This window comes from Rhodohalobacter sulfatireducens (assembly GCF_022012475.1).
GTDB lineage: Bacteria > Bacteroidota > Rhodothermia > Balneolales > Balneolaceae > Rhodohalobacter > Rhodohalobacter sulfatireducens.
The window spans coordinates 153,697-179,113 of the sequence record NZ_JAKLWS010000004.1 but is presented as its reverse complement, the minus strand read 5'-3'; the positions used below and the strand labels follow the sequence as shown (position 1 = coordinate 179,113).

The following is a 25,417-nucleotide window of genomic DNA, read 5'->3' as shown; positions in this document are numbered from 1 at the left end:
GGCAACAGAGTATACCTTACATCACACCGAAAAATTCTTATTTTTACATGATTTGAATGAGATATGTGTGCACTTTGTTAATCATATCAAACGTAAAATTTAAATAACAGATAAGACTATGGCAGTTGAATCAACAATGCTGGAACTTGGAACAAAAGCCCCGGACTTTACACTTCACGATGTAGTGTCGGGCAGAACCTATACTCCTGAAGCCTTTGAGAGAAACAAAGCTTTTTTGGTGATGTTTATTTGTAATCATTGCCCATATGTAAAACTGATCAAAGAAGATCTTGTCGAGTATGCTTCTGATTACATGCCGAAAGGAGTCGGAATTGTAGCTATCAGTTCAAATGATATTGAGAATTATCCGGAAGACGCACCTGATAAGATGAAAGAGGATGCGGAAGAATTTGGATACCCATTTCCTTACCTCTTTGATAAGGAACAGGAAGCGGCTCATGCCTACAAAGCAGCCTGCACGCCCGACCTTTTCCTCTTTGATGAAAACCAGGAACTCTACTATCGCGGACAATTCGACAGTGCGAGGCCTAAAAACGATATCGAACCAACCGGTGAAGATTTGAGAGATGCTACCGATCGTCTTTTGGCCGGGGAGCCTGCACCCGAAAAACAGATTCCGAGTATGGGATGCAATATCAAATGGAAGAAAGGAAATGAACCGGCCTGGTATGGCTAAGCTTCTGTAGTTCATGGGCAATAAAAATAAGCTCCGGAGATTTAAAGATATCGCTCGCTATCAAAATGTGTTTGAGTACACCGATTTTGAGGGGAACGAGCCGCCGCCCAAAGGAAAATGGAAGAAGGAGATTTTTGGGAACAACAATCCCATTGTTCTTGAATTGGCCTGTGGAAAAGGTGAGTACACCATTTATCTTGCTGAAAAGAATCCCGGGAAGAACTGTATTGGCATTGATTTGAAGGGAAACCGGATTTGGAAGGGTGCCACGTATGCTTTAAATAACCAAGTAAGAAATGTTCGGTTTATTCGTATGCTGATCGATCACTTGGAGGATTATTTTGAGCCGGGGGAAGTGGATGAAATCTGGATTACTTTTCCTGACCCACATCCAAGGGGGTCGCGATCCAAGCAGAGACTCACATCAACGAAATTTCTTGAAATCTATCGGAATGTGCTGAAACCGGGTGGGCTGATCCATCTGAAAACAGATTCTGACCTCCTGTATAATTTTACGCTTGAAACGATTGAGGAGGAGGATTGTCAGATTGGTAAAAAAGTAGACGATATCTATAAAGAAGAACCTGATGATAAACTCCTTACCCATAAAACATTCTATGAAAAGAAGCACTTGAAAGCCGGTAAGACAATTCATTACGTAGCATTTCGATTAAACTGAGAATTGCATAATCTCTTATTCCTATGGTCTTGGGAAATGGGGCTTTCAGACAGCCGAAATTTCTGGTTTCATTCAATCCACTTGCAAAAAAATTTAAGATGATTGAAGTTTAATTAGCTTTCCTTTAGAAACTGCGACATTCAAAATTTGAGACATCACATTATTTTGTTATTCACATTTTTTGTAATGTCTGGTTAATTATCGGTCATAGATTAATAGTTGCTTTAGATTTAAGGGAAATGCTACTTGAAAATGTCTGTTTCGTTACATCGAGTATGGGCAGATTGGCTCACATAAAAAAGAGTTTGCCTGTTATACTATCACAGCCCTCCAGCAAAACAGTTGTTGTTGACTATTCCTGTCCCGATAAAACCGGTGACTGGGTTAAAGAAAATTATCCCGAGTGCAGTGTAGTGGAGGTTCCCGGTGAAAAATATTTCTGTTTAACGAAAGCTCGAAATGCAGCCATCCCCGAAATAAAAAAGCTTGATTGCGAATGGTTATGCTTTGTGGATGCTGATACAATTGTTTCAGATAATTTTGTAGAAAAGATCCAGAAGTTGTTGGAGGAAAGTACATTTATAACAGGATATAATATTTACAACAAGGTGAAAGGGTTGGGGGGATTGCTTATAGTATCAAAGAAAGATTTTCTGAAAGTAGGTGGATACGATGAGGCTATAACCGGGTATGGTACAAATGCATCTGAGATGCGATTACGGCTTTATTTCAACGATGTATCTTACAAAATTCTGCCGGAAGGGATGGCTCATCATATTGATCACAGTTATTCGGAAACTTTTTCAAAATATCGGAAAGATAATCAAATAAGCCTCTATGAAAATACGAAGGTGCTTTTGAAAAAAATTAAGAGATGGGAGGCAGAAACTGGCAAGAAGGTACCCCGGGAATTATATAAGAAAGATCAGATCCGCTGGATTGAATCCGGACTTCCAGTGGATAGATATCCGCTCATACAACTCAAGGTATTAGCCCGAAAAATATTCACCAAATTTCGGTTGATGTTTACCGGTTAACTCATGAATCGAATTTGAAAAAACAATTGAAAATAGCGGCAATCGTAACCCCTTTTCCGGCCCTTTCTGAGACGTTTATATTGAACAGGATTACCGGGTTAATTGACAGAGGTCATTCAGTTGATATTTATGCGAGTCAACCGAGGGAGACTGATGAATATGTTCATCAGACTGTATTGGATTATAATCTACATGATAAAACATCCTACGAAACAAAACCTGCTTCAACTCCTTTGTTAGAGATCTATCGAAGATTGCAAGCGCCGCTTTCGATCATCAAATATTCGGGCGTATTTCGATTTTTGAAAAATTATCCCGGTAAAAAGAAGATTCGTAATCTTACAAGATTCAAAGAAGGGAAAAAATACGATCTGATTCATGCTTTTTTTGGGATGAATGGCAATTTAGCAGTTCAGGCCAGGAAATTAGGTATACTTGACGGACCGATTGCAATTTCTTTTCACGGCATAGATTTAAGCAGCGAGATAAAAGAAAATCCTTCTATCTATGGTGAACTGTTTCAAAAAGGAGACCTGTTCCTGCCCGTCTGTGAGTATTATAAAAAAAGACTTATTCGACTCGGCTGTCCCGTAGAAAAAATATTGGTTCACCCAAGTGCAATTGATGTAAAACAGTTTGTTCCGACTGATAAAAATCGATCATCAACAAAAGTTAGTATTATAAGTATAGGTCGCCTGGTAGAAAAGAAGGGATTTATCTATAGTATTGAGGCGGTGGCAGAGTACATCAATGAAAATCCTGATAAGGAGATAACATATACAATTATTGGTGAAGGCAGTTTAAAGAATGAGCTTTTGAATAAAGTCAGAGCATATAATTTGATAAGCAAAATTAAAATAAAGGCTTCAGTGAACCAAGAAAAGATCGTTTCTGAAGTGCAGGCCAGTGATATTTTGATCTGTCCAAGTGTGGTTGCAGAGAATGGTGATGAAGATACAGTTCCCAATGTTCTTAAAGAGGCTATGGCATGCGAGCTTCCGGTAATTGCAAGCCGTCACGGAGGTATTCCCGAATTGGTGCAGCATAAGGAAAACGGGTTATTAATTCCTGAGAAAAACATTAAAGCTATGAAAGAAGCTTTAGATCAACTTGTGAACTCACCTTCACAAAGAGCTGAGATGGGAGAAAAGGGTCGTAAATTTGTAGAAAATAATTATGAAATTGAATCACGGAATGATATAATCTCAAGAGAGTATATCAAGTTGGCACAAAAATATTCAGAAAGATGAAAAAGAATAATCCAAAAGTAACGATAGTTGTAGTTCCCAGGGAACGATTTAGCTTTTCAATCGAGTCTCTGAAAAACATCTATGATATCACATCATATGATTTCGATTTAATATATGTTGACGGGAAATCACCGGGGTATCTAAACAGATTTTTGGAGAGATATTCAAAAGAAAAGGGATTTAAACATATCAGAACCAATCACTACTTGCATCCTAATCAAGCTCGAAATGTTGGTTTTAAAGCAGTTTCGGAAGATACTGAGTACGTGATATTTTTAGATAATGACGTTCTGGTACGTAAAAACTGGTTAACTGAACTTGTGAAATGTGCCGAAGAAACCTCTGCTGCATTAGTTGGCCCGCTCTACCTTGAAGGAGATGTTGGTGAAGAGAGAATTCATATGGCGGGTGGAAAAATGGTTGTAGACGAGTCCGATGGAATAAAAAGACTCTCTATCGATATGCATCACCATATGAAGAAAGTTTCTGAACTTGAAGAACCTCTTGAAAGATTTCAAACAGACAATATTGAATTTCATGCTGTTTTGGTTCGTAAATCTTTCTTGGACAAGTATGGCCCTTTAGATGATGAACTGCTTACAACTCGTGAGCATGTAGATATTTGCCTGATTGCTAAAGAGGCGGGATTACCAATCTATCTTGAGCCAAAATCAGTAATTCATTACGTATATCCATATCCGCTTAAATTAACTGATTTTCGATTCCATTTCTTCCGATGGGACAAGCAGGGGACAATTACAACGATCAAACGGTTCGAGGAAAAATGGAATATCCATCTCGACAAAGGCCGGGTTGAGGTTATTAATAGCAGAAAGAAAAAAGCCGTTAAGAATTATATCAAGAATAAATTGGGAATGGCAAGCTGATTGATTATTTGTTGCCTTTAATAAAGCTCAACATTTGAGATAACCGGGCTTGCCTGAGAATCCTCAATTTGAATGCGGATTCGATCAGTTGTAACCGGATCGATCTCTAAGATGCGTTTATACCCGACGGTGGTTCCCTCTGCTGCCGGTTGCCATTCTCCCTCTTCCCAAACATCAACGGAGAAAGATCGAACACGCTGACCCAAACGAATATATTCCTGCAAAACCACATATTTGATTTCAGCGGGTTCATCTAATGTGATTTCAAGCTCGCCGGTATCTACGTTATCATCTGTAGCCCAATATGTTTCACTGTCATCATCTGTAAGATTGAAAGGTGCATAATCTTCATGACTGCCTCGGTACGAATCGGCAGTGACCTCTGCACCTTCAGCCAGGTTTGTGCTGAAAGCCTCATCCAGCATCTGTCTCCACTCTCTAAGTGACTCTACATCATTTTCATGAATCAGTCCGCGCCTGTCCGGAGGCACATTCAGTAAAAGGTTGGAACCACGGCCAACGGACGTCATATAGATATCGAACAGATCTTCCGGAGTTTTTACGAGTGAATCTTCTTCGGGATGATAAAACCAGCCGGGACGAATAGATACATCTACTTCGGCCGGGATCCATTTTTGGCCGTCTTCTGAACCGGTGCCAAGCAGGTCGTTAATACCAGATTTGCCGGCATAAAGGGTATCGTTGTTGATTGTATTCCAGTTCGTCTCATTGACGTAACCATGTTCATTTCCCACCCATCGGATATCCGGTCCGGCATCGCTGAAGAAAAGAACCTGTGGCTCAGGTTGGAGGTCGCGAACAAAATCAATTGTGGTTGGCCAGTCGTAATACGTTTGCCGGTCGATCGTTCGGGTTTCATCAGCGCCTCCATAATAGCCGTCACCACCATTAGCACCATCAAACCACATCTCAAAAATTGGGCCGTAGTTCGTAAAAATTTCCTCAATCTGATTCCTGTAATAATCGATATAAGACGCCTCAGCGTAATCAGCCCGGTTTCGATCCCAGGGCGAAAGATAGACTCCAAATTTCATCCCATGCTCTCTTGCGGATTCGGATACTTCTTTGACTACATCACCCTCGCCATCTTTATACGGACTGTTTGCTACATCGTGCTCTGTATAATCACTTGGCCACAGGCAAAATCCGTCGTGATGCTTAGCCGTCAAAATCACCCCTTCAAATCCCGCATCGCTCAGGGTGGTCATCCATTGGTCAACATCCATCTCGGTTGGATTGAAAATAGATGGGCTTTCATCGCCATATCCCCACTCCATATTTGTAAAAGTATTGGTCGTAAAATGCACAAATGCCAGTAATTCCATTTCGTGCCATTCCATCTGTGCTTCAGATGGAACCGGAAGAACAGGTTCAGGTGGTGCAACTTCACTCACATTCGAACTACAGGAGTTGATAACAAGGAGAAGTGCAATAAAGAGTGTGGATAAAAGGGGTTTCTTCATCATCATAAAATGGTTGAGTTTTTTAGCTGCTGAAACATAAAAGATTTAGGATTGATATAGTATAAAAAAGTCTGAATGTAATAATACCAATACTTCTTTGAAGATGTTGTTGATCAGTTGAATGTTGACATTAAATACAATTTTGATAATTTAGAACTGTTAACTTAACAGTGTTAACTGAAAACGAACCATGTCTCTGAGAAACGAAATATTAGAAGTAAGCAGGGAGTTGTTGATTGAGCGCGGGTTTGGAAAACTGTCCATGCGCAATATCGCAAAGCGGGCAAATGTCACCGCTACAAGTATTTATCTTCATTTCGATAATAAAGATGACCTTCTTCTTGCTCTTATTGATCAAAGCATTGAGCATTTAAAAGAGAAACTTCTTGCGGAAATCGACTCTTCCAAAGATTTAATCCGGCAACTGGAAGACCTGGCAAGGTGCTACATTCAATTTGCTCTCGATCATCCAAAAGAATATGAAATTATCTATATGGTTCGTCCCGAGGAGATGCCGGAATATCCAAAAGAGAAATTTCAGCAGATACGAAGCGCCTATGAACTTTTGGCGGAGATCATCGACAAAGGTCGACAAAAAGATTTAATCGATGTAGAAAACCCGGTAATCAGCGCATATACGCTTTGGGCTCAGCTGCACGGAGTCGTTTCGGTAATTCTCAACAAAAGACTCGACACCCGTATACCACAAAAGGAATTTATTGATCAGGCGATTGAACATGTAATCCAGGGATTTATCATACAAAAAACACCCGCATAACAGGAGACCATTATGGAAACACTACTGGAGCAACTCACATTTTTTGAAGGCATGTCCGGATGGATCGTTTGGCCATCCATCATTTTTTTACTCTTTCTTTTCGGATTTACCGGTACACCGCTATGGTTATGGGCTATTGCAGGTTTTGCTGCATTAACGGGACTTGGGGCTCCCACCTGGTTACTGGCCGTTTATCTGGTTCTTGCGCTGGTTTTTAATATCAAACCGATTCGCAGATCTATTCTTTCAGGACCGTTAATGACCTTGTTAGAAAAGCTTAAAATTTTGCCGGTAATCTCAGAAACAGAACAAACTGCCATCGATGCCGGAACGGTTTGGGTAGAGGGCGAACTCTTCTCCGGAAAACCTGATTTGAAGAAGTTGAGTGAGGAGGAATATCCCGAATTAACTGAAAAAGAGCGGGCGTTTATGGATGGCCCGGTAGAGAAGTTGTGCTCCATGGTATCCGACTGGGATGTTTTCCAACGACGAGATTTTGATAAAGAAACCTGGGATTATTTCAAGAAAGAACGTTTTTTTGGATTGGTAATACCTGAGAAATATGGGGGGCATGGGTTTTCTGCAAATGCCCATAGTTTGATTGTTGCGAAGCTTGCTTCACGATGCGGCCCCTTAGCCACGACTGTAATGGTCCCCAATTCGTTAGGCCCGGCCGAACTCCTGATGCATTATGGTACGGAAGAGCAGAAAGATCATTACTTGCCCCGCCTTGCCAAAGGAGAGGAGATTCCATGTTTTGCATTGACAGAACCGAATGCCGGTTCGGATGCAGGTGCAATGCAAAGCCGGGGTGAAGTTTTCAAAGGTGAGGATGGAAAGCTTTATATCAAACTCAATTGGGAGAAACGGTACATCACCCTTGCGGCTATTTCAACTGTAATTGGCTTGGCGTTTAAACTGTATGATCCCGAAAATTTATTGGGCGAAGGTGAGGAGCTTGGAATTACTGCTGCACTCATTCCCAGTGATACCGAAGGAGTTGTACTTGGAAAGAGGCACGATCCGCTTGGAGTTCCATTTTACAACTGCCCGATTCGCGGAAAAGATGTTGTGGTTCCGGTAAGTGCAATTATCGGTGGAAAAGATGGAGCCGGGAACGGCTGGCGTATGCTGATGGAATCACTGGCTGTGGGACGAGGAATTTCACTGCCTGCACAGTCCGTTGGAGGAGCGAAAGTTGCAACCCGCGCGATTGGTGCATATGCGGCGATTCGTCAACAGTTTGGATTGAACATCGGTAAGTTTGAGGGAATTGAGGAACCGATGGCTCGAATTGGTGGATATACATATTTGCTGGGTGCGGCCCGAACATACATCTGCGGTGCTCTCGACAAAGGAGCAAAACCGGCCGTTGTGACAGCCATCGCCAAATACAACTTCACCGAGCTGGGGCGAGAAATCGTTAATGATGCGATGGACATTGTTGGTGGTTCGGGTATATCACGCGGCCCGAGAAACATTTTCGCTCACTCCTATATGGCTATGCCAATTGCCGTTACCGTTGAGGGAGCAAACATTCTCACCCGCACTCTTATGATCTTTGGCCAGGGCGCTATTCGAAGTCATCCCTACGCCTTGAAAGAGATTGAAGCATTGATGAATAAAGACGTCAAAAAGTTTGATGATAATTTCTGGAAACATATCGGTCACGCCGTGCAAAATATGATTCGGTCGATGGTGTTGAGTGTAACCCGGGGGCGACTCGCAAGCTCCCCGGTTGGCGGACCCGCTTCAAAATACTACAAGAAACTGGCTTGGGCTTCGGCTACGTTTGCTTTTATGGCGGATATCGCCCTTGGATCTTATGGAGGGGCTCTCAAAATGAAAGAGAAACTTTCCGGCCGATATGCGGATATTTTGAGTTGGATGCTGCTCGCTGCTGCAACACTTCGCCGGTTTGAAATTGAAGGGAAAAAGGAAGAAGATCGGGTTTACTTTGAATGGGCGATGGATGAAGCTTTCTCACGAATACAAACCGCTTTTGATGAGATCTTTTCAGAAATCAAAGTTCCGGGTTTGAGTTGGTTGTTCAGAGGGCCGGTTGCTCTCTGGTCGAGAATAAACAGGATCGGGAAAAAGCCATCTGATAAACTTGGACATAAAGTTGCCCAGGCAATGCAAACGAGAGGGGAGCAACGAGACCGCATGACGGAAGATATCTATATTCCAACCAGCCGCGAGGAAGCGATGGGTAAATATGAATACGCGCTGGAATGGGTTGAAAAATCGTACCCGGTTTATAAAAAGCTGTATAAAGCAACCAAGGCTAAGAAGCTGAAAAAAACTCATGTTTTGAAACAACTGGATTCAGCCCTTGAGCAAGATATCATCACAGAGGAAGAGGCTGAGATGGTTCGAAAAACTGAGGAAGCCAGGTACGACACAATCTTAGTGGACGAATTCACGTTAGAAGAATACGACAAAAGCGCAGTTGATCCGAAAAAGGATGCCGGCTTGAAAGACCCGGACAAAGATACTGTACTACTCTAAGATTTTATTGAGTTCCCAATCCCAGCCCACAGGTCAGCATGACTGTGGGTTTTCTTTTTTTAGAGGGGCTTGAAATACCAGACACATTTTCGACTTCGCTCCGCTGCGCTCAATAGGATGTCAGTTTGAGCGCAATGAGAAGTTACGATCCCGCCTACTCGGGAAAACAGATGATTGGTTCTGCAAAGTCCTCTTTTAATAAAGCTTCTCAGCCTTCTCTGCGGATGTCAGAATTCCTTTAATCATGGCTGAGCTGAATCCACCGTGTTCCATCTGGTTCAGACCGGAAATGGTACAGCCTTTGGGCGTGGTTACACGATCAATTTCGTATTCTGGATGATTCTTCATTGAACCAAGAAGAGATGCTGCCCCTTTTGCTGTTTGCGTGGCCATTGCAAGAGATTCCTGTGAACTGAATCCAATCTCAATTCCACCCTGTGATGCTGCACGTATCGCTCTCAAAAAGAAAGCAATTCCGCATGCAACCAGAGCAGTAGCAGAAGACATCTGCTCTTCCTGGATTACCAATGTCTCACCAACGGTATCAAAAATAGCTTTTGTGGTTTCGATGGTACCATTATCTAGCGTCTCAGAGCATATACATGTCATAGATTCCCGGATGGCGATTGCAGTATTTGGCATGGCACGCACAACGGCTACTCCATCAGGTATATTTTTTTTGATGTCTGATATTTTCGCTCCAGAAACAACGGAAATCAATAGATGTTTTTCGGGATTTAGCGCGGATGAGATCTCCTTCAGCAATCCATCTAACTGATGTGGTTCAACGCATGCGATAAGAATATCTGAGTTCTTAACGGCTTCAATGTTATCGGAAGTTACATTGTAACCCTTTTCAGTATATTCACTCAGTTTATCAGTCCGGCGCCTGGTTAACGTTTGCTGAGATGGTTTGAAAATGTCTGAGGCGGTTAAACCGTTGGCAATAGAGCACCCAATATTACCGGCGCCCAATATGGCAGTTTTTTTATCGCTGAAGTCCATGTATGATAGATTTTTTATTATGAGCTAGTAAGTGATAATAACGAACCAAACTGCAGAAAAGTAGGCTCATTACTGGAAATATATACTTCTTGTTTGGAACCAACTAAAGCAATAGATGTTCAACCTACAACCATGAATGACCAAAAAGAGACAGAAATAAGTGGAAGCGCTTTTACAACTTTGATTAGTGAATTATAAAAAAATCTTGGTTACGGCGTAATGAATAGCTAAAATTAAGGTTATCTTCCTTTTTGGATGTATAAATTCAAAAGAAATTTATTTGAGTTCCGTCTAACCGCATTGAGTGGTTAGACGGGAAGTACCGTCTTGGTAATTGCTTAATAGAAACCATATACATGAGGATTTTAAAATTTGGCGGGAGCTCAGTGGGATCCCCGGATGCCCTGCGCCGTGTGATATCTATTGTTGAGTCGAAACAGAAAGATCAAAGAATTGTAGTCGTTGTATCTGCTCTGCGCGGTATAACAGATAAATTGATAGAGACGGCAACCCTTGCCTCAGCGGGTGATGATTCATTCGAAGATCGGCTGAATGAAATTGACAAACGCCATATCGATACGATTAACGACCTGCTCCCGGTTAGCAAGCGGAGTGAAGTGATCACTTCTTTTAAACTTCTGTTGAATGAACTGCAGGATGTACTGCAGGGAGTATCGCTGATTCGTGAACTTACCAAAAAGACACTTGACTTTATTGTTGGGTTTGGCGAGCGCTTTTCTGCCCAAATACTTACGGCTGCCCTGCAAAATCAGGGAATGGAAGCACTTTACACCGATACAAGAGACCTGATCAAAACGGACAATAATTTCGGCTCTGCCCGGGTTTTGACAGCTCAAACCTTTCAAAATATCCGGAATTATTTAGAGGATCATAATGAAAATATTGTGGTTGCCACCGGTTTTATATCATCAACTGAAAATCAAGAAAGTACTACTTTGGGCAGGGGCGGATCGGATTACACAGCTTCGCTATTTGGGGCGGCCCTGGAAGCAGATGTGATTGAGATCTGGACCGATGTAGACGGGTTGATGACTGCTGATCCCCGGAAAGTGAAAAATGCGTTCTCCGTTGAACATGCCTCGTACGAGGAAGCGATGGAGTTGTCGCACTTTGGTGCTCGTGTAATTTACCCGCCAACTATTCAACCGGCGCTTAAATCTGAGATTCCGATTCTCATCAAAAATACCTTCAAGCCGGAGCATCCAGGAACGCAGATCAAGAAGGAGATTAAGAAGAAAGGTGGAATCATTCGTGGGTTGTCATCTATCGAAGATGTAGCTCTTATTACAATTAAAGGCAGCGGAATGATTGGCGTAACCGGGGTGGCCTCGAGAATATTTGGGGCTTTGGCGGCGCGGAATATCAATATCATTTTAATTACGCAGTCTTCGTCTGAGCACACCATCACACTGGCCGTGTTGCCTGAATTTGCCGCTGATGCAAAGGAATCTATCTCTGAAGAGTTTTCGGAAGAGTTCAAGGCAGATATCATCGATGAAATTCGGGTTGAAAACGATCTCTCGATTGTGGCTGTGGTGGGCGATAATATGCGTCAAATTCCGGGAATAGCAGGTCGCGTGTTTAATGCACTCGGAAGAAACGGAATTAATATTGTAGCGATTGCACAAGGTTCGTCCGAAAGAAATATCTCGTTTGTAATTGACCGAAATAATGAGAAAAAAGCGATGAACACGCTGCATGATGCGTTTTTCCTTTCTGGTGTGAAGACAATGAATCTATTCCTGGTTGGAGTTGGCCTTATCGGAAGCACACTGCTTGAAATGTTGAGTGATCATGCCGAAGAACTTTATAAAGAGTACCAGATAGATGTGAATATCAAGGGGTTGGCAAATAGCCGACAAATGTTACTGAGTGAGGAATCGATCTCTCTTTCTGATTGGGAAGATCATTTGGGTGAGGATGGTAAGAAGACAAATCTGAAGAACTTTGTAGAGGAGATGAAGCAGATGAATTTGCCGAACAGCATTTTTGTGGATTGTACGGCAAGCCCTGAGTTGAAATCGTTTTATAATGAAATTTTATCAGAGAGTATTTCGGTGGTCACTCCAAACAAACTGGCAAATTCAACCAGCCAGGAGTTGTTTGATCAGTTGCACGAAACGGCCAAGCAACATAACGCTGCCTATAAGTATGAAACCAATGTGGGTGCCGGCCTGCCGGTGATCGGAACACTCAACGAGATGGTAACAACGGGGGATCACATTCATAAAATTGAAGCAGTTTTATCTGGTACATTAAGTTATCTGTTCAACAGTTTTGACGATTCTGTTGGATTTAGTGACCTCGTGATGAAAGCGAAAGAGATGGGATACACTGAACCGGATCCGCGGGAAGATCTGAATGGTTTCGATGTGGGACGAAAGTTATTGATCTTGGCGCGTGTTTCTGGTTATGAACTGGATTTTGATGATATTGATATTCAGAATCTGGTACCCGAAGAAGCACGGGATACAAAAGACATTGATGAGTTTTTTGAGAAGCTGAAAGAGTTTGATGATGAGTTTGAATCAATGTGGAAAGCCGCCGCCGATGAAGGAAAAAAATTGTGCTATATTGCACGATTCGAGAATGGAAATGCAGAAGTAAAGCTGGAGACCATCGCGTCAGATCATCCATTTTACAACCTGTCCGGAAGCGACAATATTTTGGCGATCCACTCCTCCAATTATGATGTCAATCCATTGGTGATAAAAGGACCGGGTGCCGGCGCTAAAGTAACCGCCGCGGGAATTATTTCTGATATTTTGCGAGTTGCAAATACCAAGGCGTATAGCAATGCGGGGTTCTAACAAATATTGAAAACCGAATATCTAATGTCGAATTTTGAAGAAGTTCATAATTCGTTATTCCTTGTTCGATATTTGTAATTCAATCTGTTTCAATGACAAAATCCAACCCAAATAAAATCAAAGCGTTCGCCCCGGCAACCGTTGCCAATGTTGCCTGTGGGTTTGATGTACTTGGTTTTGCCATTCATGGATTGGGAGATTATGTAACCGCATCATATTCAGAAGAACCCGGTTTACGAATCACATCCATTTCGGGTGAAGAAGGAAAACTCCCCAAAGAAGTTGAAAAAAATACAGCGGGACTTGCTGTCCTTTCAATGCTGAAAGAATTGGACGAGGAACGGGAATTCGGCATTGATCTGGAGATCGAGAAGAAAATGCCACTCGGCAGCGGACTTGGTTCCAGCGCTGCCAGTTCGGCCGCCGCGGTTTTTGCCGTGAATGAACTCTTAGGAAAACCATTCTCACGTCATGATCTGTTACCATTTGCTGTGGAAGGAGAACTTGCAGCCAGCGGAACGGCTCATGCGGATAATGTAGCAGCGGCCCTGATCGGCGGATTTATTTTAGTGAAAACGCATCAACCACCGGATGTTATTTCACTTAACACTCCTGATAAATTGCATTGCACAATTATCCATCCGGAAATTGAGATTCAGACCAAGAACAGCCGCAAGATTTTAAGGAAGCAAGTAGCTCTTCAAAAAGCTGTCACACAATGGGCGAACCTGGGTTCCCTGATTGCCGGGTTGTATACCAATGATTACGATTTGATTGGCCGATCTTTGCATGATGAAATTATTGAACCGGTCCGAGCTGTTTTGATTCCGGGATTTTCAGAGATGCAAGAAGCTGCACTCCATCACGGAGCTCTCGGTTGCAGCATTTCCGGTTCTGGGCCATCGCTTTTTGCGCTAAGCAAATCCCGGGATGAAGCCGAAGAGATTGGGAAAGCAATGGGAACCGTACTGAAAAGCATTGGCCTGGAATACAATCTTCACATCTCAAAAATTAATACCGAAGGAGCTTCTGTAGTTTAGAACTGAGTTCTGAGATTTGAGACATGAGACGAGAAATGCCGTACCCTGCAACTTGAAATCTGCATCCTGAGACATGAAATTCATAAGTACAAACAAAAACTCAAACCCCGTAACCTTTCTCGAGGCAATGCGAAAAGGCCTCGCCCCCGACGGCGGACTCTATATGCCTGAAGAAATTCCCGTTCTGCCGGATTCATTTTGGAGTTCTCTCAAGGAGTTGAGTTTCAATGAGATTGCGTTCGAAATGGCCAAGCCTTATTTCGGAGAGGAGTTGTCTGATGAAAAACTCAACTCTGTAATCAATGATGCCTTCAACTTTCCGGTTCCGATTACACCCGTTGAAGGGAATAATTTTGTGCTTGAACTTTTTCACGGACCCACACTTGCATTCAAGGATTTTGGCGCGCGATTTATGGCACGACTCTTTTCCGAGCAAGCCAGAAAAGATCAGCAGGAGGTGACGATTTTAGTTGCTACTTCCGGCGATACGGGAAGCGCGGTGGCTCACGGATTTTATAAGGTGGATGGAGTGAAAGTTTGTCTCCTGTTTCCCAAAGGGAAAGTAAGCAATCTCCAGGAACAGCAGATGGCCACGCTTGGAGAAAACGTAACGGCTTTGGAAGTGGAAGGCGTTTTTGATGATTGTCAGCGTCTTGTGAAGCAGGCATTTATCGATGATGAACTAAACTCAAAAATGCAATTGAGTTCGGCGAATTCCATCAACATTGCACGGTTATTACCACAGTCATTTTATTATGCTTATGCCGTGAGTGTACTTCAGAAAAAAGGAATAGAAATGCCTGTTTTCTCCGTGCCGAGTGGGAATTTTGGAAACCTGACCGGGGGACTCCTGGCCATGAAGATGGGCATGCCGGCCAAACATTTCCTGGCTGCAACGAATGTAAATGATGTCGTGCCCGAATATTTAAAGGGTGATCAGTTCCAACCACGCGATTCTGTTCAAACGATCTCCAACGCGATGGATGTTGGAAATCCGAGTAATTTTGTACGGATCAAATATCTGTTCGGAGATTCTGATTCAGCCATTCGGGATCAGATCACCGGTTACTCCTATACGGATGAGGAAACCCGCGAAACCATTCGAGAGGTTTTTGAAAAATTCAGTTACCTGCTTTGTCCGCATACAGCGATTGGGTATCGGGCGTCAAAAGAATATCAAACCGAAAGGGGAATGAAAATTCCAACGGTTACACTCGCAACGGCACACCCGGTGAAGTTTCGGGATGTGATTGAAACGGAAATCAACCAAGAGATTGATGTTCCGGATCGGTTAAAAGTCTGGCTGGAAAAAGAGAAGAAGTCAACGACAATTGGGTGTGATTTTGAGGGGTTTAAGGAGTTTTTGATCAATAGAGCTTAAATTTTTTTGCAGGGTTTCGTTTATATAGTGTGGAGATATTCAAAACGCTTTTCTTATAAGTACAAGGGGCACAAGTGGGACACTTGCGCCAGCAATTAGCGAAGAAGTCAACATCGATTGGGAGTGATTTTGAGGGATTCAAGCAATTCTTAGTCGATAGAGCGTAGGTTATTTTCTCGGGAAGTTGCTTTGGTTTAGTGCTGGGTTTTGCACAGGATTTCTGTTTTAAGTAAAAAGGGCACAAGTGAGACACTTGCGCCAGCAATGAGAGAGTTGCGCCAGCAATCTGAGTGATTTGAGTCATTTAAAGATTTTATACTGATCAATAGTAGCCTTTTCTTTCTCGCCGAGTTTAATAATGATATCCACCTTTTCATGGAAATGAGAGATGTGGCACATCTATGCCGGATTTATCCTGCAAATTCTTAAAAGCTTTCATCAAATATTAGCTTCTTGCCCGGGCTTCACATTTATTTCTTCAAAAAAATTGAGATCCAGAGGCAACCCTTTCCTCTTTATTGCTGTATGGACTAATAGAGACTGAATAAAAATGGTGTACCCATTTTATCTATGACAAGATGGATACCTCCTTTCTAATTGAATAATCAAAAAATGATAATATGGAAGTTTTAAAAAATATCTCTTCGGATAGACTAAAAGTGTTCTTTGTAGCAATCTTAACTGTTATCGGATTTGGTTTTATGGGTTGTAGTGACGACAGTACCGGCCCCGACGAAGACGAAGACTATTTGCAAGTAACTTCCACTCAATCACACGGAAATATTCTTGCGGATGCAGATGGAAATGCACTCTACTTCTTTGCCCGTGATGTACAGGGGGAGAGCAGGTGCGAAGGTGATTGCCTGGCCAACTGGCCCGTTTTCCACTCGGAAGATGTGGAATCCGGGAATGGTATTGAGATAGGGGATGTAGGATCAATAACCCGTGCGGATGGTTCATCCCAAACGACGTACCGCGGATGGCCTCTTTACTATTTTACCAATGATAATGAAGCAGGCGAGATTAACGGTGATGGCGCAAACGGTGTGTGGTTTGTTGCCAAACCCGACTATTCTTTAATGGTGGCCAACGGTCAACTGGTTGGTGAAGATGGCAACAATTACACCAGCGAATATGAAATAGGCGAAGAAAATACAACCTATTTTACCGATGCAGAGGGAAGAACGATCTACAGTTTTGCATTTGATGCAGCAAATACCAACAACTTTACCGCTGAGGATTTTAGCAACAACGGAGTCTGGCCCATTTATCATACTGATATTGAATCTCTGCCTACAGGATTAGATGTAGATAACTTTGGTGAAATTTCTGTTCACGGTGAAGAACAGCAACTAACCTACAAAGGATGGCCCCTCTATTATTTTGGGCAGGATACCGAACGCGGGGATACGAAAGGTGTCAGTTTCCCAAACCCGGGCATATGGCCCATTGTGAACATGGATGTTCAACAAGCACCCGAACCAGAATAATACTACCTGAAGATTTTTAGAAGCAACCATTTTCTGTCTCCCTTTGTATTGTTAAATAGAGGCATATTTGAATTTCTAAAATCACAACCAATTATTTCCTGAAATCTAAACGTCTTGCTGAGCCAAATAATTGACGGCTGCCGTAAAGGGCACCGGAAAAATCAAAAAGAGCTGTACCAGATGTTCTATGCCTACGGGATGAGCATCACCATGCGGTATGCGGATTCTCGTGACAAGGCTGCAGCTACTTTGAACGACGCGTTTATGAAGGTGTTTGATAACATACGCAAGTACGACCGCCACCGCCCGTTCAAACCCTGGCTTCGCAAGATTATTGTAAATACGGCGATTAATCATTTCAACGCTAATAAAAAGTACCAGAACTGGGAAGGCCTCGATGAAAGTTCTGAGGAAATTGGGCAGGATGAGACCATTATCAGCGGGCTGACTTATGATGAAATTATTGAGATGGTACAAAAACTTTCCCCTGCGTACAGAACGGTTTTTAACCTGTATGTGATTGACGGATTTAAACATGAGGAGATTGCAGAGTTGCTTGGTATATCGGTGGGAACATCGAAGTCGAACCTGTTTAAAGCCAAGCGCAACCTCAGAGCATTGTTGGAGAAAAATTTAATGTAAATGATATGAGTGACGAACAGAACCATAACGATCCCCTTGAACGTCTTTTTAGAAAAAAGGCAGAGGAATATGATATTTCTTATCGGGAGGAAGACTGGCTGAAGCTCGAGAAAAAGCTGGATGCCCGGGATATGAAGATCTACTACCGGCGCCGATTTCGATGGCTGGCAGCTGCCTCTATATTGATTCTTTCCCTGATTGGTTATTACACCGTTCAAAACCACAATAAAATAAATGAACTTACTGAACAGTTGAATCAAACTGAACAGGTTCAGCCAAATGATCAACCTGTTAATCCTCAAGAAAATTTAGCCCTTACTGAAAGGGAAACAGCTGAATCGAATGATCAGGCGAATGAAGCTGAAGCTGCAGATGAAAGTGAAGGCTCGGTAATTGTGAATGAACCCGAAACAACCGGGCAAGATCAACAACCAAGCACTACTGTCAATAACGATTCAGAATCGATCGCGACAGTTACTGAAGATGAACCTTTAGCTGATGAGCCAGAACATCTGCCCGGGAGAGCATTTGCAGAAGCAAGGCAAACCATCCCGGAACAATCGGTTCAGCCGAGTGAACTATTCCCCAATCGTTCGTCCATGCTTGCAACCGTGCATTCAGAAAATCAAGCGGTTGACTTAAAATCAACATCTTCATACAGCAGATTTCAAACTTATAATGGTGATCCTGAGAACGGGACAAGTGCGATAAGAACGGCACCTCTACCTGCCAAAAATGGTTTTAATTCAAATCAATCTGCTTTTGCAACTGATTCAAGATTTGCAGTTGGTATTGTACTTTCACCGGATTTAAGTACAGCCAGCGGTATGTCCAATTTCGATAGTCCCGGGTTTAAAGGTGGTATTTTGGCAGAATATGCTATCAGTAAGAATATTTCGGTCATCAGCGGTATAGCCATTTCAAATGTAAAATATAAAGCAGATGGAGATGCATATAATCCTCCTCAAGGCTGGAACTATGGAGTAATGCCGGATCGTACCAGTGCCGTCTGTGTGGTTTTGGATATTCCAATCAACCTGAAAGCCAACCTGTTCAATTTTGACCGATCCCGTATTTACACGACTGCCGGGCTCTCCTCATACATCATGGTGAATGAGGAATACAAGTTTCAGTACGAGGGGAATCAGCAGGGGTTGGATAGTTCATGGAGCGACGCAACCGGCACACGACACTGGTTCAGCAATGCCGGTTTCTCTATTGGGGTTGAGTACGACCTTTCCCCGAGCTGGTCGATCCGAGCCGAACCTCATATCAAAGTTCCACTAAAGGGAGTGGGTTGGGGCGATGTCGAGCTTTATTCATTTGGTAATTTTTTATCGCTTAACTATCGATTCAGCATGTGAAATGTCAAGATTCACCCGTCAAATCCTTTAATCTATAATCCTGTATCTCTATGAAAACCACAAAACAAACACACAATATCTTTAATATTAAATCACTTCAAAAACTATTGATGTTAACCCTTCTATCATCTTTACTCATTTCATTTGCAGGTTGTGGGTCAGACAGTTCAACATCTGTTGATAATAATCCTAATCAAAACAATGAGGGAAATGAAGAACCTGTAGAGAACCAGGAAGCCAATGAAGTATGGATGGATGGCAATGCTTTTAACGTTTCTAATCTTGAGGTAGAAGCCGGCACAACAGTTACATGGACAAATAAAAGCAATGCAAATCACACTGTGACAAGTGGTGAAAGAGGGGCAGACGATGCCGGTGAACTTTTTGATAGTGGCAGCATTTCTCCCGGCGGAGTCTTCTCATTTACATTCGATGAAGCAGGTACTTTTGCCTACTTCTGTGATTTCCATCCCGGAATGGATGCTGAAGTGACAGTTACAGAAGAGTAATTGAATAGTAGACCTTAACCACCTTTCAAAAACAAAATTATGAAGATGCAAAAACATTTTACTCTTACAGATGTAATACCACGCACTTGGATATTACTGATATTTCTGTCGCTACCGCTTTTGATATTATCATGCAGTAGTGGTGGCAGTACCGACCCTCTTGGAGATAACAACGATAACAATGATAACGATAATAATGATACGGAGGAGATCGGACTGGAACCGACTTTCTCAAATGTTCAGATGATTTTCAGTCAGAACTGTGGTAGTTGTCACATCGGGAGAAGTGACAGTGGTGTACGCTTAAATAATTATGAGAATGTTGTTAACAGTGTGGGCGATCAGTACGGTACTCAAGTTGTTCGGCCCGGTAATGCGGATGACAGTCCTCTGATAGACAAGATCGAACCTAATCCAGAAATTGGTGAAAGGATGCCGCGGGGTGGACCTTTCTTGTCTTCAGACAGAATTGAACAGATAAGAGAATGGATTGACGAGGGTGCAGAAAATAATTAGAAGTTCAGTGAGGTTTATTATGAAAATTTTTTCAGTGTCTATTTTTATCGCGATTCTGATGTTTTCCACAACCGCTCAGGCTCAATCTTATATTACTGAAACCGGTCGTGTTTCGTTTACATCGAGTGTGCCACTTCACTCATTTACCGGGAGATCTGAACATTTGAACGGCCTTATTGATTTGGAGGAGAACCTGGTGGATTTCTACATCGATCTGCAAACACTGGATACAGGGAATGGCAAACGGGACCGGGATATGTACAGAACCCTTGAGGTTGAAGAGCATCCATTTGCCGAGTTTACGGGTTCGCTTACAAGTTCATATGATCCCGAATCTGCGGAGGAACAGAATGTAACTGTTACAGGTGATTTTTCCATTCACGGGGTTACCCAAAACATAGAAGTAGAAGGAACTCTTCAAAAAACAGGTGCCGGTCTTCAGCTAAACGCCTCCTGGATTTTAAATATGGCAGATTACAAGATTGAACCACCCGGTATACTTTTCTACAGGGTTGACGAGGAGATCGAAGTTAGAATTGAAGCAGAACTTGAACTACAGGATGATGAAACAAATGAAACCTAATTCCATTATTTATTTGATTACGGGATTTGTACTGTGCCTGCCCGCCGTTTGTTATGCACAATTGGAGCGGGAGCGGGTAGTCACTTCCACGCCGGTTGAGGATACGTTTTGGGCAACCAAAAATGTGGGAATTAGTACTACCATTAACCCATCGGGGAATGATCTTCACTCGTCCGTTCTCCATACTTTTGGTTTGGTTGACGGAGGAATTGATCGCTTTTTTGGTTTAGATGATGGCGCCAACACAAGGCTTGGTTTGATTTACGGGATCACGGATCGGGTTTCAATTGGCCTTGGGCGAATGACGTTTCGAAAAGTAGTTGATGTATCAACCAAAATGAACCTGTTGAGACAGACGACCGATGGTTCAGTGCCACTAAGTATTGCCCTGAAAGGAGCCACCGGAATTTCAACACTTTCCGGACTCGGTTTGGAATTTTCGGATCGGCTGAGCTACTTCACGTCCTTAATGATTGCAAAGAAATTTAACGGCTTTTCTGTTCAGCTAAGCCCTATGTATTCTCATTTCAATCGAACTCTTGGACAAGCTCAAGAAGATCTGCTGGGTCTTGGAGTACTGCTGAATGTAGAACTGAATGAGCAATTTTCTTTAAGCGGAGAATATCTGCCGGTTTTTGGTGATCGAAATCCGGGTACGGAAGATGCGATGGCCATTGCTCTGAACATCAATACCGGCGGACATGTTTTCCAGATCTTCTTTGCCAGTTCTCAATGGCATAATGAGCAGTTTGTTATGGCGAACAACCGGGATCGATTTTGGGAGGGAGATTTTCGATTTGGTTTTAATATTCACCGGGTTTTTGGCCTGGGTGGACGATAAAGGATCCTTGGTGCCCTGGGAAATCAATCAGTCCATAGATTTGTATTTCCCAACGCGACCTCCGGGAGTGAAATCCCGGGGGTTGATTTACGATACTGAATTATTTTGATTTTTATTTCGGGGTTCTTGGCAACAACTAAATATTCATTTAATTAAAGTAACGCGTTTACCAGTTAAGCCCCTTCAAGTGGCGGGAATAGAGCTCTAACCGGTAAACGCGTTAAAATAAATTCGGGATTCGGTTTTTTTAAAGATTTATTTGTAGTATTGGCGGTTAACAATGCCTCATTTGTTAATCCTTAAAAAATTATCAACTTTAGCATATCTTTAACTAACTTAAAATTAATATTGCGTTGGCTTAAAAAAGCGTCTGATATTGAAAATAGTGCCAAAAGCAAATATGTCATTATCAAAAAAAAGGTTAGAAAAGTCTACTATGAAAATTGACCAGACGTCGGGTATACCACTTTATAAACAGATTGAATCTTATATCCGGCAAGAGATAGAAAGTGGTAAATACGATGATGGCAGCTTTTTACCTCGAGAACAAAAATTAGCAAATAAGTTTGGCGTTTCCCGTAATACCGTCAGGCAGGGTATTGCGAATCTCGTAAATGAGGGCGTGCTAAAGAGAACACCGGGCAAAGGAACAGTGCTGGCACAGAGAACAATAACCACCAAACTTTCTGAATGGCACAGCTTCCGTAACGAGATGCAGAAGAAGGGGATAACCGTAAAGGATTATTTCGTTAAAGCCGAGTTTGAGTACGCCCCGGGGGAAGTCTATCAGAAACTGAATGTTAATAAGGATAAAAAACTATTCAAGCTGGAAAGATTGCGCGGGGATCGAATAGCCCCCTTTGTTTATTTTGTATCTTGGTTTCATCCTCGAACTCAGCTTGATGAAAATGAGGATTATACCTGCTCTCTTTATACAATTATTGAAGAAAAGCATTCTGTTGTTCCGGTATATTCAGAAGAAGAATTAGATGCTATTGAAGCAGATATTAGAATTGCAGAATATCTGCAGATAGAAAAAAATAAACCCATTCTTTTTAGAAAAAGGCTTGTTTTAGATGCCGGAGAACGTCCTATCGAATATAATCTTGGTTACTATCGAAGTGATAAATTTAAGTACTCAATCCGGTTTGAAAGAAAATAAGTTGGCAATTTTTTGGAATAATAACTATCTACTATTATATGTTCAAACATTTATACATTTTAGAAAATGGGCTGTTACATAGCGCTTGACATTGGTGGAAGCCATATCACTTCGGGACTTGTCGATTTTAAAAATGGCAATAAAAAAGTAGAATACACCTGCCATCAACCAATAAATAACAATGCAAATGTTGAAGAACTGCTTGCAGATATAACTGATTGCATTGTTGCTGTTTCAAAACAATTAACCACTTCTCAAAAAATTGATGGTGTTGCGATATCAATACCGGGCCCTTTTGATTACAAGAAAGGTGTCAGCTGTATAGATCATAAATTCAAATCTCTGTTTGGTTTGGATTTGAAAATGAGCTTAATAAATACGCTGGCCTCAAAAGAAGTTAAAGTTGACAAAATAACTTTTTTAAATGATGCCCAGTCTTTTTTGTTGGGGGTATTGTATCAAAAAAGTCTACAGTCGGAAAGAGTTTTAGGTATAACATTGGGTACTGGAATTGGCAGTGCCAGCTATTCGGAGGGAGAACTATTCTCGGGATTTTTGGACGAAAATGCCCTTTATAAAAGCAGGTTTAGGGATGGAATTGCTGAAGATTACTTTTCTACAGAATGGTTTTTAAACCAGGCTAAGGAAATTAATATTGGCAATGGGAATACAATTACCGGAGTGAAAGAGCTGGCAGAAAAAGCGGAAAATGACCAGGCAGTTCAAGAAATTTTTGATCATTTTGGGGAAAATCTTGCAGAATATTTGAATGACTTATTCAGTGAAAAACAGGTAGACAGCATCGTTTTTGGAGGTAATATCTTTCAGTCATTTCATCTTTTTAGTAAATCATTTCGGGATCATTTCAAAAATAGTGTTGAGCTCTACATAGCAGATAAAACGTCAGAATATTCGCTTTTGGGAGCTTCTGCTCATCTTCACAAAGCATCAAAAGATGAACCACAGGCGATACGGAACTCTGTGTCACCTGTACTTCCGGTTTTGAAAAATAAGGAAGAACCTGATGGGTACGACATCTATCCTACATTTCCACTTTCAGACGGGAAGATAAATACTGGGTATAAATCACTGGTGGAGTTTATCCTCAAGCAAGACTCCAATCAAATAGTCGTTGATGGAAATGTGGGTACGGTTTGGGAAGAGGTGATTAAAAACCTGAACCGTGAATTTATTTCGACAGGAACAGATATACACTGGTATAGTATTGAGGCGGCTTTTAAACCTGAAGATGAGATAGATAGCATGCTTAAGGGATATTTGGGTGGTGATGACCCGTTGTTTGGGTTTAATTATCCCGGAAAGATGAAAAACTATTTTAATGAAGAATCCCTATCGCAAATTTCACATGATCAGAATACACTTTCTATACTTTACGGTACAGGTGCAGCACTTGCTGGTTGGGAGGGACCGGTTGTTTATATAGATCAACCTAAAAATGAAATTCAATATCGATCCAGGGTAGGATCTGTAACCAATCTTGGGGCATCCAAACCCAATGATGCAAAGAAAATGTACAAACGGTTCTACTTTGTAGACTGGCCGGTTTGTAATAAGCACAAACAAGAGTTGCTGCCGGAGATTACGATTTTTGTGGATGGCCAACGTCCAGAAACAATTACCTGGACCGAAGGGAATTATTTCCGGAAAGGCCTGGAGCAAATGGTGGAGAGTCCATTTCGGGTAAGGCCATGGTTTGAACCCGGGGTTTGGGGAGGTCACTGGATGCAAGAACGGTTTGAAGGTTTAAATCCCGATGCGGAGAATTATGCCTGGTCTTTCGAAATAATTGCCCCTGAAAATGGAATTATTTTTGAAAGTGATGGCATCATGCTGGAAGCAGGTTTTGAATTTCTCTTGTATCACAACAATAAAGCAGTTCTTGGCCAGCATGCAGAAGAATATGGTAATTATTTCCCGTTGCGATTTGATTATCTCGATACAATGGACGGGCAAAATCTTTCATTGCAATGTCATCCCAAATTGGATTATATCAAAGAGAATTTTGGGGAACTGATTACCCAGGATGAAACCTACTACATTCTGGATGCAAAACCGGATGCTCATGTTTATCTGGGGTTCCAGGAAAATGTTAAACCGGGCCAATTTCAAGATGAATTTGAGAAATGCAAAGAAACTGGAAAAAAGGCAGACGTCGAAAAATATGTACAGACATTTCCGGCAAAACAGCATGATCTGTTTTTGATTCCTGCAGGTACTATTCACTGTTCCGGGGAAAATAATTTGGTTTTGGAGATCAGCAACACACCATACATTTTCACATTCAAAATCTATGACTGGCAGCGTGTGGATCTGGATGGAAACCCGAGGCCCCTGAATATCAGCAGGGCGATGGAAAACCTGGATTTTGGGCGGAACGGACAATCAGTCGGGAAGGAATTGATCAGTAAACCGGAAATAAAAGATAATGGGGATGACTGGGAAATTATAAACCTGCCTACCCATAAAGAACATCTTTACTCTGCAGAGCGGCTGGAATTCGAAACATCTATCCGTGTATATACAGAAAACAAATTTCACGTATTGAATTTAGTTGAGGGTGAATCAGTCAACCTTATCAGCGACAATCAAAAAATTACACTTCGTTACGCAGAAACAATTGTGATACCCGCCGCAACCGGTGAATATGTAATAGAAAATAATGAGGCGGGTAAAGCAAAAGTCTTAAAAGCATTCATGAAATAGATTTTG

General features: G+C 42.0%; 21 protein-coding genes. 19 read left to right on the top strand and 2 right to left on the bottom strand.

Annotation, left to right across the window (positions count from 1 at the left end; all coding sequences use genetic code 11):
- Positions 1-118 precede the first annotated feature (118 nt).
- The 5 genes from L6773_RS05210 (at position 119) to L6773_RS05190 (ending at position 4,550) form a co-directional block, all read left to right on the top strand.
- Positions 119-697, top strand: a complete 579-nt coding sequence (locus tag L6773_RS05210; RefSeq protein WP_237852799.1) for a thioredoxin family protein — start codon at positions 119-121, stop codon at positions 695-697.
- 13 nt (positions 698-710) lie between these two features.
- A complete protein-coding gene (gene trmB / locus L6773_RS05205; RefSeq protein ID WP_237852798.1) occupies positions 711-1,376 on the top strand; it encodes a tRNA (guanosine(46)-N7)-methyltransferase TrmB in 666 nt (221 codons plus the stop codon).
- A gap of 305 nt (positions 1,377-1,681) precedes the next feature.
- Positions 1,682-2,413, top strand: coding sequence for a glycosyltransferase family 2 protein (locus L6773_RS05200; RefSeq protein ID WP_237852797.1), 732 nt, complete (start codon positions 1,682-1,684; stop codon positions 2,411-2,413).
- 26 nt (positions 2,414-2,439) lie between these two features.
- The gene (locus L6773_RS05195) at positions 2,440-3,663 is read left to right on the top strand and encodes a glycosyltransferase (protein ID WP_237852796.1); all 1,224 of its coding nucleotides are present in this window, start codon (positions 2,440-2,442) and stop codon (positions 3,661-3,663) included.
- The gene (locus L6773_RS05190; RefSeq protein WP_237852795.1) at positions 3,660-4,550 is read left to right on the top strand and encodes a glycosyltransferase family 2 protein; all 891 of its coding nucleotides are present in this window, start codon (positions 3,660-3,662) and stop codon (positions 4,548-4,550) included. The genes L6773_RS05195 and L6773_RS05190 overlap by 4 nt, the downstream gene beginning before the upstream one ends.
- 17 nt (positions 4,551-4,567) lie before the next feature.
- Here the strand turns inward: L6773_RS05190 and L6773_RS05185 are convergent, their stop codons facing one another.
- Positions 4,568-6,040, bottom strand: coding sequence for an alpha-L-fucosidase (locus L6773_RS05185; protein WP_237852794.1), 1,473 nt, complete (start codon positions 6,038-6,040; stop codon positions 4,568-4,570).
- A gap of 184 nt (positions 6,041-6,224) precedes the next feature.
- On the opposite strand from L6773_RS05185, the gene L6773_RS05180 reads away from it, so the two are divergent.
- Together L6773_RS05180 and L6773_RS05175 are read left to right on the top strand one after the other, a co-directional pair.
- On the top strand, positions 6,225-6,812 hold the full coding sequence (locus L6773_RS05180) for a TetR/AcrR family transcriptional regulator (RefSeq protein ID WP_237852793.1): 588 nt from the start codon (positions 6,225-6,227) through the stop codon (positions 6,810-6,812).
- 12 nt (positions 6,813-6,824) lie between these two features.
- Complete coding sequence (locus L6773_RS05175) at positions 6,825-9,323, top strand: acyl-CoA dehydrogenase (protein WP_237852792.1); 2,499 nt, start codon at positions 6,825-6,827, stop codon at positions 9,321-9,323.
- Between the two features lie 195 nt (positions 9,324-9,518).
- Here the strand turns inward: L6773_RS05175 and proC are convergent, their stop codons facing one another.
- Complete coding sequence (proC, locus tag L6773_RS05170) at positions 9,519-10,328, bottom strand: pyrroline-5-carboxylate reductase (RefSeq protein WP_237852791.1); 810 nt, start codon at positions 10,326-10,328, stop codon at positions 9,519-9,521.
- 356 nt (positions 10,329-10,684) lie between these two features.
- On the opposite strand from proC, the gene thrA reads away from it, so the two are divergent.
- The 12 genes from thrA to L6773_RS05110 all read left to right on the top strand — a co-directional run bounded on the left by thrA (position 10,685) and on the right by L6773_RS05110 (position 25,411).
- On the top strand, positions 10,685-13,159 hold the full coding sequence (gene thrA, locus L6773_RS05165; RefSeq protein WP_237852790.1) for a bifunctional aspartate kinase/homoserine dehydrogenase I: 2,475 nt from the start codon (positions 10,685-10,687) through the stop codon (positions 13,157-13,159).
- A 92-nt stretch (positions 13,160-13,251) separates the two neighbouring features.
- Positions 13,252-14,199, top strand: a complete 948-nt coding sequence (locus tag L6773_RS05160; RefSeq protein WP_237852789.1) for a homoserine kinase — start codon at positions 13,252-13,254, stop codon at positions 14,197-14,199.
- Positions 14,200-14,272: 73 nt separating this feature from the next.
- Positions 14,273-15,580: a threonine synthase gene (gene thrC, locus L6773_RS05155; protein WP_237852788.1), complete on the top strand. Its 1,308-nt coding sequence runs from the start codon at positions 14,273-14,275 to the stop codon at positions 15,578-15,580.
- 620 nt (positions 15,581-16,200) lie between these two features.
- Positions 16,201-17,070: a hypothetical protein gene (locus L6773_RS05150; RefSeq protein ID WP_237852787.1), complete on the top strand. Its 870-nt coding sequence runs from the start codon at positions 16,201-16,203 to the stop codon at positions 17,068-17,070.
- A 114-nt stretch (positions 17,071-17,184) separates the two neighbouring features.
- Positions 17,185-17,712 (top strand): RNA polymerase sigma factor, encoded by a 528-nt coding sequence (locus tag L6773_RS05145; RefSeq protein WP_237852786.1) that lies wholly within the window; start codon positions 17,185-17,187, stop codon positions 17,710-17,712.
- A 5-nt stretch (positions 17,713-17,717) separates the two neighbouring features.
- On the top strand, positions 17,718-19,076 hold the full coding sequence (locus tag L6773_RS05140; protein WP_237852785.1) for an outer membrane beta-barrel protein: 1,359 nt from the start codon (positions 17,718-17,720) through the stop codon (positions 19,074-19,076).
- A 50-nt stretch (positions 19,077-19,126) separates the two neighbouring features.
- On the top strand, positions 19,127-19,585 hold the full coding sequence (locus tag L6773_RS05135; protein WP_237852784.1) for a cupredoxin domain-containing protein: 459 nt from the start codon (positions 19,127-19,129) through the stop codon (positions 19,583-19,585).
- A gap of 39 nt (positions 19,586-19,624) precedes the next feature.
- Positions 19,625-20,101 carry a c-type cytochrome domain-containing protein gene (locus L6773_RS05130; protein ID WP_237852783.1) on the top strand — a complete coding sequence of 159 codons (477 nt, stop codon included), beginning with the start codon at positions 19,625-19,627 and terminating at the stop codon, positions 20,099-20,101.
- A 19-nt stretch (positions 20,102-20,120) separates the two neighbouring features.
- Positions 20,121-20,684 carry a YceI family protein gene (locus tag L6773_RS05125; protein ID WP_237852782.1) on the top strand — a complete coding sequence of 188 codons (564 nt, stop codon included), beginning with the start codon at positions 20,121-20,123 and terminating at the stop codon, positions 20,682-20,684.
- Positions 20,674-21,525 carry a DUF5777 family beta-barrel protein gene (locus L6773_RS05120; protein WP_237852781.1) on the top strand — a complete coding sequence of 284 codons (852 nt, stop codon included), beginning with the start codon at positions 20,674-20,676 and terminating at the stop codon, positions 21,523-21,525. The genes L6773_RS05125 and L6773_RS05120 overlap by 11 nt, the downstream gene beginning before the upstream one ends.
- Positions 21,526-21,961: 436 nt before the next feature.
- Positions 21,962-22,687: a GntR family transcriptional regulator gene (locus tag L6773_RS05115; RefSeq protein ID WP_237852780.1), complete on the top strand. Its 726-nt coding sequence runs from the start codon at positions 21,962-21,964 to the stop codon at positions 22,685-22,687.
- 66 nt (positions 22,688-22,753) lie between these two features.
- Entirely contained in the window at positions 22,754-25,411 is a 2,658-nt protein-coding gene (locus tag L6773_RS05110) for an ROK family protein (protein WP_237852779.1), read from the top strand.
- The last annotated feature ends 6 nt before the right edge of the window (positions 25,412-25,417 follow it).

Bases quoted from the DNA above. Each gene is read 5' to 3' on its own strand.
- L6773_RS05190 (WP_237852795.1), top strand. From the start codon at position 3,660: ATGAAAAAGAATAATCCAAAAGTAACGATAGTTGTAGTTCCCAGGGAA.
- L6773_RS05160 (WP_237852789.1), top strand. From the start codon at position 13,252: ATGACAAAATCCAACCCAAATAAAATCAAAGCGTTCGCCCCGGCAACC.
- L6773_RS05140 (WP_237852785.1), top strand. From the start codon at position 17,718: ATGAGTGACGAACAGAACCATAACGATCCCCTTGAACGTCTTTTTAGA.
- trmB (WP_237852798.1), top strand. From the start codon at position 711: ATGGGCAATAAAAATAAGCTCCGGAGATTTAAAGATATCGCTCGCTAT.
- L6773_RS05185 (WP_237852794.1), bottom strand. From the start codon at position 6,040: ATGATGATGAAGAAACCCCTTTTATCCACACTCTTTATTGCACTTCTC.
- L6773_RS05130 (WP_237852783.1), top strand. From the start codon at position 19,625: ATGAAGATGCAAAAACATTTTACTCTTACAGATGTAATACCACGCACT.
- L6773_RS05180 (WP_237852793.1), top strand. From the start codon at position 6,225: ATGTCTCTGAGAAACGAAATATTAGAAGTAAGCAGGGAGTTGTTGATT.
- L6773_RS05110 (WP_237852779.1), top strand. From the start codon at position 22,754: ATGGGCTGTTACATAGCGCTTGACATTGGTGGAAGCCATATCACTTCG.
- thrA (WP_237852790.1), top strand. From the start codon at position 10,685: ATGAGGATTTTAAAATTTGGCGGGAGCTCAGTGGGATCCCCGGATGCC.
- L6773_RS05175 (WP_237852792.1), top strand. From the start codon at position 6,825: ATGGAAACACTACTGGAGCAACTCACATTTTTTGAAGGCATGTCCGGA.
- L6773_RS05125 (WP_237852782.1), top strand. From the start codon at position 20,121: ATGAAAATTTTTTCAGTGTCTATTTTTATCGCGATTCTGATGTTTTCC.
- L6773_RS05120 (WP_237852781.1), top strand. From the start codon at position 20,674: ATGAAACCTAATTCCATTATTTATTTGATTACGGGATTTGTACTGTGC.
- L6773_RS05115 (WP_237852780.1), top strand. From the start codon at position 21,962: ATGAAAATTGACCAGACGTCGGGTATACCACTTTATAAACAGATTGAA.
- proC (WP_237852791.1), bottom strand. From the start codon at position 10,328: ATGGACTTCAGCGATAAAAAAACTGCCATATTGGGCGCCGGTAATATT.
- L6773_RS05135 (WP_237852784.1), top strand. From the start codon at position 19,127: ATGAAAACCACAAAACAAACACACAATATCTTTAATATTAAATCACTT.
- L6773_RS05150 (WP_237852787.1), top strand. From the start codon at position 16,201: ATGGAAGTTTTAAAAAATATCTCTTCGGATAGACTAAAAGTGTTCTTT.
- thrC (WP_237852788.1), top strand. From the start codon at position 14,273: ATGAAATTCATAAGTACAAACAAAAACTCAAACCCCGTAACCTTTCTC.
- L6773_RS05210 (WP_237852799.1), top strand. From the start codon at position 119: ATGGCAGTTGAATCAACAATGCTGGAACTTGGAACAAAAGCCCCGGAC.